This window comes from Streptococcus sp. HSISS3 (assembly GCF_000448605.1).
GTDB classification, from domain to species: domain Bacteria; phylum Bacillota; class Bacilli; order Lactobacillales; family Streptococcaceae; genus Streptococcus; species Streptococcus raffinosi.
The window spans coordinates 802,287-815,978 of record NZ_CM002130.1; the positions used below are offsets into that span (position 1 = coordinate 802,287).

The 13,692-nt window shown below is 38.1% G+C and carries 8 protein-coding genes and 2 pseudogenes; 8 read left to right on the plus strand and 2 right to left on the minus strand.

Annotation, left to right across the window (positions count from 1 at the left end):
• The first annotated feature begins 82 nt into the window (after window positions 1-82).
• From HSISS3_RS03850 to dltD, 5 genes are read left to right on the plus strand one after another with little or no spacing between them, the layout of a single operon-like run.
• Window positions 83-214 carry a teichoic acid D-Ala incorporation-associated protein DltX gene (locus HSISS3_RS03850; RefSeq protein WP_021145197.1) on the plus strand — a complete coding sequence of 44 codons (132 nt, stop codon included), beginning with the start codon at window positions 83-85 and terminating at the stop codon, window positions 212-214.
• 8 nt (window positions 215-222) lie between these two features.
• Window positions 223-1,773 (plus strand): D-alanine--poly(phosphoribitol) ligase subunit DltA, encoded by a 1,551-nt coding sequence (gene dltA / locus HSISS3_RS03855; protein ID WP_021145198.1) that lies wholly within the window; start codon window positions 223-225, stop codon window positions 1,771-1,773.
• Entirely contained in the window at window positions 1,770-3,017 is a 1,248-nt protein-coding gene (dltB, locus tag HSISS3_RS03860) for a D-alanyl-lipoteichoic acid biosynthesis protein DltB (protein ID WP_021151765.1), read from the plus strand. The genes dltA and dltB overlap by 4 nt, the downstream gene beginning before the upstream one ends.
• Window positions 3,018-3,034: 17 nt before the next feature.
• Window positions 3,035-3,274: a D-alanine--poly(phosphoribitol) ligase subunit DltC gene (gene dltC, locus HSISS3_RS03865; protein ID WP_002887828.1), complete on the plus strand. Its 240-nt coding sequence runs from the start codon at window positions 3,035-3,037 to the stop codon at window positions 3,272-3,274.
• Window positions 3,267-4,535, plus strand: coding sequence for a D-alanyl-lipoteichoic acid biosynthesis protein DltD (gene dltD / locus HSISS3_RS03870; RefSeq protein ID WP_021145200.1), 1,269 nt, complete (start codon window positions 3,267-3,269; stop codon window positions 4,533-4,535). The genes dltC and dltD overlap by 8 nt, the downstream gene beginning before the upstream one ends.
• Window positions 4,536-4,899: 364 nt before the next feature.
• Here dltD and HSISS3_RS03875 read toward each other — a convergent pair whose 3' ends face one another.
• Window positions 4,900-7,536 carry a calcium-translocating P-type ATPase, PMCA-type gene (locus tag HSISS3_RS03875; protein ID WP_021151766.1) on the minus strand — a complete coding sequence of 879 codons (2,637 nt, stop codon included), beginning with the start codon at window positions 7,534-7,536 and terminating at the stop codon, window positions 4,900-4,902.
• Window positions 7,537-7,754: 218 nt separating this feature from the next.
• A complete protein-coding gene (gene pabB, locus HSISS3_RS03880; RefSeq protein WP_021145202.1) occupies window positions 7,755-9,473 on the minus strand; it encodes an aminodeoxychorismate synthase component I in 1,719 nt (572 codons plus the stop codon).
• A gap of 153 nt (window positions 9,474-9,626) precedes the next feature.
• On the opposite strand from pabB, the pseudogene HSISS3_RS03885 reads away from it, so the two are divergent.
• The 3 genes and pseudogenes from HSISS3_RS03885 to metF all read left to right on the plus strand — a co-directional run.
• Window positions 9,627-9,959 (plus strand): annotated as a pseudogene (locus HSISS3_RS03885) (hypothetical protein); the annotation flags it as partial.
• Between the two features lie 289 nt (window positions 9,960-10,248).
• Window positions 10,249-12,498 (plus strand): 5-methyltetrahydropteroyltriglutamate--homocysteine S-methyltransferase, encoded by a 2,250-nt coding sequence (gene metE / locus HSISS3_RS03890; RefSeq protein ID WP_021151767.1) that lies wholly within the window; start codon window positions 10,249-10,251, stop codon window positions 12,496-12,498.
• Window positions 12,499-12,678: 180 nt separating this feature from the next.
• Window positions 12,679-13,550 (plus strand): annotated as a pseudogene (gene metF, locus HSISS3_RS03895) (methylenetetrahydrofolate reductase [NAD(P)H]).
• The last annotated feature ends 142 nt before the right edge of the window (window positions 13,551-13,692 follow it).

The window sequence follows — 13,692 nt, forward strand, 5'->3', positions numbered from 1 at the left end:
TTTCCTTTTTTATTGGAAATAATAAGAATAAGATGGTAAACTAAAGTGGATATTATATAAAAAGAAGGTATCGAAAATTAGAATGTTAAAAAACAAAAATGTCCTTGTTTTTTGGGGACAAACCTTGCTTTATTTCATCATTTTTATGGCTCTAATATATCTCTACAATTACCTGGGACAAGGTCAAGGTAATTTTATCTATAACGAATTCTAGGAAGAATAATGACGAACACAAAAATTAAAGATATGCTTGAAACGATTGAGCAATTTGCTCAATCTCAACCAGACTTTCCTGTTTACAATATTCTTGGGGAAGTCCATACTTACGGTGACCTAAAGGCTGATTCAGATAGCCTAGCTGCTAAGATTGATAGTCTTGATATTCCAGAAAAATCACCAGTTGTGGTTTATGGTGGTCAAGAGTATGAGATGTTGGCAACCTTCGTTGCTCTAACTAAATCTGGTCATGCCTATATTCCAATTGATAGTCACTCAGCTCTTGAGCGTGTGACAGCTATTGTTGAAGTGGCCGAGCCGAGTCTGATTATTGCTATTAACGATTTTCCACTAGAGGATGTTAAAGCGCCAATTGTGACTCTAGATCAAGTGAAGGCAAGCTTCGCTAACAAGTCTAGTTATGAAGTGACCCATCCTGTTAAGGGTGATGATACTTATTACATCATCTTTACATCTGGAACGACGGGTAAACCTAAAGGCGTACAGATTTCGCACGATAATCTCCTTAGTTTCACCAACTGGATGATTACGGACAAGGAGTTTGCGACTCCAAAACGCCCACAAATGCTGGCCCAACCACCTTACTCATTTGACTTATCAGTGATGTATTGGGCGCCGACTTTGGCACTTGGAGGTACACTCTATGCGCTTCCTTCAGCTATTACTCAGGACTTCAAAAAGCTCTTTGAAACGATTTTCTCACTTCCAATTGCTATTTGGACCTCAACACCATCCTTTGCTGATATGGCCATGTTGTCTGAAGATTTCAATGCAGAGAAGATGCCAGAGATTACGCATTTCTATTTCGATGGAGAAGAGTTAACCGTTAAAACAGCTCAAAAACTTCGCCAACGTTTCCCAGAAGCACGTATTATCAATGCTTATGGTCCAACAGAAGCAACCGTAGCCTTGTCGGCTGTAGCAGTAACTGATGAAATGTTAGCTAATCTTAAACGCCTGCCAATTGGTTATACCAAGGAAGATTCACCGACTTATATTATCGATGAGGATGGAAATATCCTTCCAAATGGTCAACAGGGTGAAATCATCGTATCAGGTCCAGCAGTTTCAAAAGGTTACATGAACAATCCTGAAAAGACTGCGGAAGCTTTCTTTGAGTTTAATGGACTTCCTGCCTACCATACTGGTGATGTGGGTACTATGACTGATGAGGGTCTCCTTCTTTACGGAGGACGTATGGACTTCCAGATTAAGTTCAATGGTTTCCGTATTGAGTTAGAGGATGTTTCACAAAACCTTAACAAGTCTAAGTACATCGATTCAGCAGTAGCTGTACCACGTTACAATAAGGACCATAAGGTTCAGAATCTCTTGGCTTATGTCATTCTTAAGGATGGCGTTCGTGAGCAGTTTGAGCGTGATATTGATATTACCAAGGCGATCAAGGCTGACTTGGAAAACATCATGATGTCTTACATGATGCCAACTAAGTTCCTCTATCGTGAGAGCCTGCCTTTGACACCAAATGGGAAGATTGATATCAAGGGGCTTATCAGTGAGGTCAACAACCGATGATAGACTTCTTGAAACAGCTTCCTCATTTAGAGGCCTATGGTAATCCTTTCTATTTCATCTATCTTGGACTAGCTTTATTACCGATTTTTGTAGGACTCTTCTTTAAAAAGCGTTTTGCGATTTACGAATGTTTGGTTAGTTTAGCTTTCATTGTTTTAGCCTTGACGGGTACCCATGCGAGTCAACTATTAGCCTTGCTTTTCTATATCGTATGGCAAATTATTTGGGTATACTCCTACAAACGTTACCGTAGTCAAAAGGATAATAAATGGGTCTTTTACCTGCACTCCTTTCTTGTGGTTCTACCTTTAGTTTTTGTTAAGGTTGAGCCAGCTATTAATGGTAACCAGTCGCTTTTTAACTTCCTTGGTATTTCTTACCTCACTTTCCGTGCAGTAGGTATGATTATCGAGATGCGTGATGGGGTGCTTAAAGAGTTCACACTAGGAGAATTTCTCCGATTCATGCTCTTTATGCCGACCTTCACAAGTGGTCCCATTGATCGCTTCAAACGCTTTAATGATGACTATCAAGCTATTCCTGAGCGTGATGAGCTGTTGAATATGTTAGAGCAAGCTGTAAAGTATATTATGCTTGGTTTTCTCTATAAGTTTGTTTTGGCTCAGATTTTTGGAAGTATGCTTTTACCACCATTAAAAGCACAAGCCTTGAGCCAGGGCGGTATCTTTAATCTACCAACGCTTGGTGTCATGTATGTTTATGGGTTTGATCTCTTCTTTGATTTTGCTGGCTACTCTATGTTTGCCCTCGCAGCATCTAATCTCATGGGGATTAAGAGCCCAATCAACTTTGACAAGCCTTTTATTTCACGTGATTTGAAAGAATTTTGGAACCGTTGGCATATGAGTTTGTCTTTCTGGTTCCGTGACTTTGTCTTTATGCGTATGGTTATGGTTTTGATGAGGAATAAGGTTTTTAAAAATCGTAATACCACATCAAACGTGGCCTATGTTCTCAATATGTTGGTAATGGGATTCTGGCATGGGGTTACCTGGTACTATATTGCCTACGGTATTTTCCATGGTATCGGTCTAGGTATTAACGATGCTTGGTTCCGTAAAAAGAAAACTATTAATAAAGAACGTAAAAAAGCAGGCCTTGAGCCTCTTCCTGATAACAAATGGACAAAGGCTTTAGGAATCTTTATCACATTTAACACTGTTATGTTGTCATTCTTGATTTTCTCAGGATTCTTGAATGAACTTTGGTTCACTAAAAAATAAGTAAAGGAAATATAAAAATGGATGTAAAATCTCAAGTTATTGAAATTATTGATGAGCTTTTCATGGAAGATGTTTCTGACATGATGGATGAAGATCTCTTCGACGCTGGTGTCCTTGATTCAATGGGGACTGTTGAACTTATTGTTGAATTGGAATCACGTTTCGATATTCGTGTGCCAGTTTCAGAATTTGGTCGTGATGATTGGAACACTGCCAATAAGATTGTTGAAGGGGTAACGGAGCTTCGCAATGCTTAAGCGTTTATGGCGGATTTTTGGTCCAGTAATTTGTGCTCTTGTCTTAGTAGTAGTGGTTATTTATTGCTATCCACAAGGCAGAAAACATAATTATCAGACTGATAAACGTAATGCAGTGACACTGACGACAGCTAACTTTAAGAGTCGTATTAATAAGACTAATGCCCTTTCCAATAAAGAACATCGTTTTGTACCTTTCTTTGGTTCTAGTGAGTGGTTACGTTTTGATGCCCTTCATCCAGCAGTTTTAGCTGAAAAATACAATCGTAACTATCGTCCATATTTTATTGGACAACGTGGCGCTGCCTCTTTAAACCAGTATCTTGGGATGCAACAAATGCTTCCTGAACTCAAAAATGGTACAGCTGTTTACGTCTTGTCTCCTCAATGGTTCACTAAGAAGGGTTACAATTCAGCAGCCTTTCAACAGTTCTTCAGTAATGATCAGCTCAGTAGTTTCTTGAATCAAAATGAAACTGATGAGAATTCAGAGTATGCTGCAAAGCGTATCTTAGAGATGAAGCCTGAGATTGCGATGAAGTCTCAACTTACTAAGGTCGCAAAAGGTCAAGAACTAAACGCTTTTGATAAGACTTATGTACAATTCTTGGCTGAGCTTAATAAACGTGAAGACGCCTTATTTAGTCCATTTGCAGCACCAAATAATGCCAATTACGATAAAAAAGTTCTTCCCTATTTAAAAGAATTGCCTGATGAATTTTCTTATGAAGCCCTTGATCAAGTTGCAGTAAGAGATGCGGAAGAACATACGAAATCAAATAGCTTTGGTATTGATGATCGTTTCTATAAGAAACGCTTGTCTAAAAAAATTGGCAAGCTTAAAGGCTTCCAAGAACACCTTTCTTATGAAGTTTCACAAGAATACGGTGACCTACAATTGGTTCTCAATCAATTTGCTAAATTAAAAACTAATGTTATCTTTGTCATTCCACCAGTCAATAGTAAGTGGATGGCCTATACAGGACTTAACCAGGAAATGTATGATGCAACAGTTTTGAAGATTCGTTATCAATTGGAAAGTCAAGGTTTTACCAATATTGCTGACTTCTCAAAAGATGGAGATCAAGCTTACTTTATGCAAGATACCATTCATATGGGCTGGAAAGGTTGGGTAGCCTTTGATAAGGCTGTTGATCCTTTTGTAAGTAATCCAACACCTGCCCCAAGCTATAACTTGAATGATCGTTTTTATAGCAAGGATTGGGCAAACTACACAGCCAACCCAAATGAATTCAAGTAATATTGTTTAACAAAAAAAGGCCTAGATAAGGCCTTTTTGTTATGGGTAAAAATCATTATGACTTCAATTTACAGTCTGTTAACTCATTGTACGATCATATAAGTAATAAAAAGTGACAGATTTAAAATGATTTTACTGGTGCAATACATTCATATTTGGATTTCATACGAAGGCTTCAAAACATCCTATTTTTAAGCTATAGCAAGTTTGTAAGGATATATTGATTTTATTCTAGATTGATACTAAGCTATTATCTAATGAATCAATTGATACTATGCGATGGACAGAACAGTGAACAAATAAAAAGGATTGGAGGTAATTAGAAACGTCCAATCCTTTTTGAGTTTTAGCTAAATAGTTTATGTTAATTCTTTTTTGTAAGGGCCTTTCGAATGAAATCTGCTGGTATAATCAATACAGCAATAAGAAGAGCAACGATATAGTGATGAATATCCATTGGAACAGTACTAAATACTTTTCCACCGAATTGGATAATCAAGGTTTGAACAACAGCGATAGAAATCATTACAATTGAGAATTTCTTGTTTTCACTGATATGTTCAAACACATTGAATCCATTACTACGTGTATTAAGCGAGTTGAAAATGACAGCATAGATAAATACAGTAAATGTAAATGTTGTTACCATTTCAAAGTTTCCAGTTCCATTTGTGATAAAGTCTTGAATACCACCAACATTTTTGAGAATTGCCAAACATACGACAGTAATGAAGACACTAGCTACACCGATAGCAGACTTCATATAGCCAGTAAGAATATTTGCTTTCTTAGCGACTGGTTTTTCGTTCATGTAACGATCTAGCGTAGGCTCTTCACCAAAGGCGAGGGCAGCGAGTGTATCCATGATAAGGTTAATCCAGAGAATTTGGATAATTGTAAATGGCTCTTTGAGACCTAAAAGTGGTGAGAGAAGTGACATGGCAATAGTCGTCACGTTAACGGTTAACTGGAAGATAATAAATTTACTTACTGACTTACTCATGGTGCGTCCATAGAGGACAGCTTTTTCAATCGAAGTCAATGAATTATTCAAGATAACGATATCTGAGGCTTCTCGTGCGACTTCAGTACCGTCACCCATTGAGAAGCCGACATCAGCTGATTTGAGGGCAGGTGAGTCGTTAACTCCATCTCCTGTCATACCAGCGACCATATCAAGGTCCTGAGCAGCTTCAATAAGGCGTTTTTTATCCATTGGAAGGGCACGGCTAACAACCTTCAAGAAAGGTAATTTTTGCTTAAGTTCTTGATTTGAAAGGGCAGTGAGTTCATCATGAGTTAGAACAAGGTCGTTTTCTCCAGTAACAATACCAGCCTCCTTAGCAATGGCAACGGCAGTTTCCTTACGGTCACCAGTTACCATAACGACTTGTACACCTGCACGGTTCATGGTTTCAACGGTTTGTTTAATTGACGAACGAACATTATCACGGATACATACGATACCAATCAAGACTTTATCATTACCATTTGTATTAAGGATAGCAAGCAAACGCATTGAACGGTTTGCTTGTTCCAAAGATAATTCTTGGAAATGAGTTTTGATATCATCTGTAAAGTTTTGCTTATGTCCATATTTATCAAGATAGTAGTAGCAGTCATTTAGGATAAATTCTGGAGCGCCCTTGATGTAGGTTTTTCCGTCATTAGTCGTCACACTTGCAAATTTTGTTGCTGAGTTGAATTGTTGCTTCTCAGTAATAGAGTTGGTATCAAAATTAAGGCTATCACGTCCAATAAGGAAGTCAAGAAGTGCACGGTCTGTAGCATTACTACCAACAGCATTGCCATCTGCTATCATAGCATCGTTATTAAGACCGATACCATTAATCATTTCTGCTTTAAGGCTATCTGATATTGTGTCAAAATCTGGAGCATCAGTTTCACCAGTTGCTGCATAGAGTGTTCCATCAGCAAGGAAAAAGTCAACTACAGATAGTTTACCTTCAGTGATAGTACCAGTCTTATCACTGAAGAGGATATTCATGTATCCAGCTGTTTCAATGGTATCAGGATGGCGAACCAGAATATTTTGAGCCAAAAGTCGACCTGAGTTCATAGAAGAAACAAGGGCCAACATCATTGGAAGTCCTTCTGGAACAGCCATGATGATGATAGTAACCGCAAAGAGAATTGTTTCAATGATAAGAAGGAAAATTGAACCACCATTGAGGTTATTAGCCTTATTGAGGGCAATAAAGCCTAATACAAGGTTGATAACGGAATAGGCACCACCGGCACTATAACCAAGGACACCGATGTTTCCAGCAAGTTGATTAAGCTTTTCTTTAGAAGGAGAATCTTTACTGTCTTCTTGAAGAGAGGTATTAATACTTCCTAAGACTGTATTGTCACCAATTTGTGTAGCCTCCATAACAGCTTCACCAGAAGTCACAACAGTTCCACGGAAGACTTTGAGCTCTGTAAAGAGGTCTGAAGAATCTGGTTCTTCTTGATCACCAAGAGGAAGTTTTTTAGCATCCTCGCTCTCACCATTAAGGACAGCTTGGTTTACTTTTAACTCACCTTCCAGGATGATACCGTCCACTGGAACCTTGTCACCTGATTGAAGGAGGATTTGATCTCCTTTTACAATATTATCCACGAGAACCTCTTTAAGTTTACCATCACGATAAACCTTAGCATTAGTTTTTGAAGCCTCTTCCTGAAGGGTATTGAATTTTTGCTCGTTACGGTATTGTGAAATGGCTGAAAATCCTGTAGACATCAAAATGGCGAAAATTAGTGAGATAGCCTCATACCAATTAGCTTCACCAATAGCAGGGAAAATCATTCCAACAAAGTTGAAGATAATTTTTAATCCTAAGGCAGCCAAGAGGATAAGAATCCATTGATCTTGGAAGGCTTCGATAAAGATTGAGAGAAGCGAGTTAGCTTCTTTGCTAGAGAGTCTATTATCGCCATGGGTGTTTTTACTAGCTTGAACTTCAGCAGAAGTCAAGCCTTTAAAATTTTTCATTTAAGGTTTTTGTCCTTTCTAAAACTGTTCCTGAGCTTTAAGTTTCAGGATTGCATTATTTGTCATTAAAGGAATCATAGCTTTAATGACTGCTATCTAGTATTATACTGCATTTAAACTGAAATGGTTAATTATTCAATAGAAGAAATAGTAATAAAACTTAATCGCTAGCAGTGACGGAATGGTAGAAAACACAAAGTGATCCTTTAAAGCTCAGGTTAACCTCTAATACTTAATTCATACAATCCTCTCACAGCATTACAAGCATAGATAGCTTGAGCTTGTTTTAGGTCAACTAAAGTTAATACCTTTTCTTTAACTTCTTTTTGAGCTATCAGGTGCTGTCTGTAAATCCCATTTAGGATACCAAGTTGCACAGGAGGTGTGTACAGTTGGTTATTAATTTTGACAACGAGGTTACCGATAGAGGTTTCTAGGAGTTGCCCCTCATGGTTATAGTAGATTTGCTCATGAGGTCCGATACTAAGGTGAGGTCGGTAACTTGTTTTAAAGAAGGTATAGGGGCTATCCAAAGGATGCAATTGCTCCACTAATCTTGCTTGGCAAAAACTATCGGACAAGTCTATTAGTGGAGAATGGTCAAACTTTAGTTCACCGTCTTTTGAAAGAGAGAATTTAAGACGATAGTCTGTGTCAACATCAAAAGACTGACACAGGGATTCTACTTGATAGTGAGCTTCTTCCTTCTTAAAAGGAAAATCAAAGTAGCGGCTGGCCTCTTGTAAGCGATTAAGGTGCTCCTCTATAAAGAGTAATCTTCCTTGATGGACCAGACCAGTTGAAATGAGATCAAATTTAGGATTCTGACGATATAAAACAGCTGCTTTTTGCTTGGTTTCTTCATATTCATCTGCCCAATTGCTATCCCAGGTAATGCCTCCCCCGACACCATAGATAGCTTTTGTTCCCTGCATTTGAAGGGTTCGGATTGCAACATTGAAAATTGTCGGTCCCTGAGGTGGTAAAATACCGATAGTCCCACAATAAACACCACGCGCCTGTTTTTCTACCGCTGAGATAATAGACATAGTAGCTATTTTGGGTGCTCCAGTGATTGATCCACAAGGGAAAAGTGCTTGAAAGACATCACTTAGATTCTTATTTTCTAAGAGCTGTGTTTCAATAGTAGAAGTCATTTGCCAAACTGTAGAGTATTGTTCAACGTGACAAAGGCTTTTGACCTTTTCACTACCTATTTTTGAGATACGGTTCATATCATTGCGTAGGAGATCAACAATCATCATATTTTCTGAACGATTTTTTTGATCATGCGCAAGCCACTGAGCCTGTTTGAGGTCAGTAGCAGTTGTTAAACCGCGATTGGTCGTGCCTTTCATAGGACGTGTGGTTAGTGTATCGCCCTCTTTCTTAAAGAAAAGCTCTGGACTTATAGAAATAATAGAAAGGTCATCATGTTGAATAAAGGCGTTGTAGTGAGCATTCTGCTCGACAACAAGCCGGTTATAGATGGCAAAAGGGTCTGCAGTTAGGTCTTGTTGCAATTGAACAGTATAGTTGACCTGGTAGGTATCTCCTTGTCGGATATGATGATGTATTTTCTGGATAGCCTCCTTATATTCAGAAGCTGAAGTTAGCTCCTTCCATGAATCCGGTAGAGAAACTGGCTCATACGATAATGGAAGAGGTTCCGTTTGAACGGTTTCATGAATGGTGAAATAGAGGAGATATTCAGACATTAAGGGGCCATTCAAAACCTCAAACTTAGGTTCAAAGGCCGCAGACGCTTCGTAGGAAAGGTAGCCCACTGCATAATAGCCTTCTTTTTGATAGGCCTCTACTTGGGCTAGAAGTGGTTTAACTTCATTAATATCTTTGGTTTTTAATTCTTTGAGAGGATTTTTAAAGACTTGTCTCAGCCCAAAATCTTTAAAATCAATAACAGTTTTCTTATGCATAGTTAGAGTATAACATAAGAAGTTTGTCTCTGGTTATTTTTCATGTTTTAAATCTTATTCTCAAAATTTTAACCAAAGATGAACTTTTCAGATAGTTTTACATATGTTATAATGAAAGGAGTAAAAGAAGATTTTAGAGGGAATTATGACTGAAAAAATAAATTTGAGAAAGGTAGCAGCAACCTTTCAAATAAAAAAACAAAAAAAGGCAATTCTTGGAAACACCAGATGTATGAACTTGAAATTGCCATTGCCAAAGAGTCTAATAACAAAAAGAGAGATGAACTGATTAAAATTCATAATGGCTATATGAATGAATATGACAGTTTAAAGAAACAAATCATTTGGTTAGCCGTTTTGGGAATTTGTTTCCTACTTGTACTAGCAGTTTTTGGTTATTTTATTTGGAATAGTTATAATAGTGAAAATATGTCTTATACATCATCTTGGATTCAAGAGAGAGTGATAGAATCTATTAGGAGTTAGTCATTATAGTTCTGGCTTTCTCTATTAATACAGCAATAAGGAGAAAGGTAAGGCTTAAGCTATCAGGTACAGCAACAAGAATCTCTAGACAAATGTCTAGGGATTTTTTGCTACCATACCTATAGTTATTAGCTATAATAATATCTAAGCAAAAGGAGATAACAGACAGGATAAATCCCTTAGTTTATAGGTTATAGCTAAAAACTATATATAGAGAAAACTAATACCAATTATACAGAAAGCTATTTCTTTGGTAAGATTAATGCAACAACAAAGAGGAGGACACAAGATGTCAACTACTATCATTGGTTTCCCACGTTTGGGTGAATTCCGCGAATTAAAATTTACAACAGAAAAATACTTTAGAAAAGAAATCACAGCAGATGAACTTTTGGCTGCAGCTAAAGACTTGCGTGCTAAGCATTGGAATATTGTCAAAGAAAAAGGTATTACTGAGATTCCTTCAAATGACTTTTCTCACTATGATAATTTCCTTGATGCGGCTTTCTTATTCAACGTTGTGCCTGCATCTGTTCAAAACTTGGATTTGACAGAATTGGAACAATATTTTGCTTTGGCGCGTGGTTACCAAGGTGAAAAAGGGGATGTACGTGCCCTTCCGATGAAAAAATGGTTCAATACTAACTACCATTACATCGTTCCAAAATTTGAAAAAACAACAGAAGTTAAACTTGCTGGTCACAAGATTTTTGATGAGTACCAAGAAGCAAAAGAATTGGGTATCAACACTCGTCCAGTTGTTGTTGGACCATTCACTTTCCTTCAATTATCTGACTTTGAAGATGGTGTAAAAGCCGAAGACTTCGTTGATAGTTTTGTAGCTGCCTACCAAGAAGTTTTTGCTAAATTGACTGAACTTGGTGCGACTCGTATCCAACTTGATGAACCAGCACTTGTTAAAGATTTGACAGCTGATGAAAAAGCACTCTTCTTGAATCTTTACAATAAACTCTTGGCTGACAAGAAAGGCCTTGAAGTCTTGATTCAAACATACTTTGGTGATGTTCGTGATGTCTATAATGATCTCGTGAACTTGCCAGTTGACGGTATTGGTCTTGACTTTGTCGAAGGTAAGAAGACACTTGAACTTGTTAAAGGTGGTTTCCCAGCTGACAAGACTCTCTATGCTGGTATTGTTAATGGTAAAAATATCTGGCGTAATAACTATGAAAAGAGCTTGGAAATCTTGGATCAAGTTCCAGCTGAAAATGTTGTCTTGACGACTTCATGTTCTCTTCTTCATGTACCATTTACAACTGCTAATGAAGACTTTGAACCAGCCATTTTGAATCACTTTGCTTTTGCCGTTGAAAAATTGGAAGAACTTCGTGATTTGGATGCTATCCGCAATGGTCAAGGTGCTGAAGCACTTGCTGCTAACAAAGATCTCTTTGCTACTGAACGTGTTGGTGAAAACGCTGAACTTCGTGCTCGTATTGCAGGCTTGACAGAAGCAGATTACACACGTTTGCCAGCTTTTGCAGAACGTGAAGCTATTCAAAAAGATGCTTTCAAACTTCCATTGCTTCCAACAACAACTATTGGTTCATTCCCTCAAACTAAGGAAGTGCGTTCTAAACGTTTGGCCTTCCGTAAGCATGAATTGTCACAAGAAGATTACGATGCTTTCCTTGCACAAGAAATCGATGAATGGATTAAGTGGCAAGAAGAAGTTGGATTTGATGTTCTTGTCCATGGTGAATTTGAACGTAACGACATGGTTGAGTACTTCGGTCAAAACTTGTCTGGTTACCTCTTCTCTAAAAATGGTTGGGTGCAATCATATGGTATGCGTGGGGTTAAACCACCAATCATCTGGGGTGATGTCACTCGTCTTAACCCAATCACTGTGAAATGGTCTAGCTATGCACAAAGCCGTACAGACAAGCCTGTTAAGGGTATGTTGACTGGACCTGTTACTATCCTTAACTGGTCATTCCCACGTGAAGACATCTCTATCAAGGATTCTACTCTTCAAATCGCCCTTGCTATTAAGGATGAAGTTCTAGACCTTGAAGCAGCAGGCGTTAAAATCATCCAAATTGACGAAGCTGCACTTCGTGAAAAATTGCCACTCCGTCGCAGTGACTGGTACGAAGACTACCTTGACTGGGCGATTCCAGCCTTCCGTTTGGTACACTCAACAGTAGCACCAGACACACAAATCCACACTCACATGTGTTATTCAGAATTTACAGATATCATCCCAGCTATCGATAACTTAGATGCAGATGTTATCTCATTTGAAGCTAGCCGTTCAAACCTTGAAATCTTGGACGAGCTTAAAGCGAAAAACTTCCAAACAGAAGTTGGACCTGGGGTTTACGATATCCACTCACCACGTGTCCCTAAAGACGGTGAAATTGATCACACAATTGAAGCAATCTTGGCTAAAGTTCCAAGTAGCAAAGTATGGATCAATCCAGACTGTGGTTTGAAAACTCGTGGTATCAAAGAAACTAAAGAAAGTTTGATTAAGCTCGTAGCAGCCGCAAAAGCAGCTCGTGAAAACTTGTAATTAACATTATAATACTTTGAAGACCTTCTTACTGAGTGTAGAGGGTCTTCAATAGGTAATGATTCCTAAAGATTTTTGCAAGTAGGCTAGCTAAAATTGTTTCTATGTGGTTCTGAGATGACTAAACACTAAAATTTGCTTTTGTCTCAACAAAAATCTAAAAAGAAGAAGGTAAAATATATGACAAGCCAAACACCATCACTCTCTTTTGAAGTCTTTCCGCCTAATCCAGCTGTAGGTAATGAAAAATTTTGCTTGCCCTTGAGGATATGAAAGGACTGTCACCCCATTTTATTAGTGTCACAGCTAGTAATAACAAATATAATATCAAAGAGACAACGGTTCCTTTGGCAAACCATATTCAAAATGATCTAGCTATCCCGACAATTGCCCATCTTCCAGCTATTTATTTGACAAAAGAAAAGGTTGCGGACACACTTCGTGAATTAGATGCTGTCGGTGTGCATCGTATTTTGGCCCTTCGTGGTGATATTATCCCAGGGGTTGAACCTCTTAAAGATTTCACATATGCTACTGATTTGATTGAGTTTATCAAGGAAAAGGCTCCTCAATTTGATATTGTCGGTGCTTGTTATCCTGAAGGTCACCCTGATTCACCAAATCAAATCTCCGATATTCAAAATCTTAAGAAAAAAGTTGATTCTGGTTGCTCTAGTCTTGTGACTCAACTCTTCTTTGATAATGAACGCTTCTACGATTTCCAAGATAAATGTACTCTTGCTGGTATTGATGTGCCTATCCATGCTGGTATTATGCCTATTTTGAATCGTAATCAAGCCTTACGCCTACTTAAGACCTGTGAAAATATCCACTTGCCACGTAAATTCCGTGCTATTTTGGATAAGTATGAGCATGATCCTGAATCTCTTAGAGCTGCCGGTTTAGCATATGCTGTTGACCAAATCGTGGATTTGGTTACACAAGACGTTGCAGGAGTTCACCTGTATACGATGAATAATGCAGCGACAGCTAGACATATTTACAATGCAACACATGCTTTATTTAAGAGTCATTCAAATTCTGAGAAGTAATAAAACGATTTTAAAACCACTTATAGATCATCTATAAGTGGTCTTTTTGTCTCTTAAAAGGTAGTGGCTTAAAGATGTTCTGATTTCCCTCAAACTTAAAGAACTTAAAACAGACATAAAGGAAATCAGAAAAAGGTTAGAC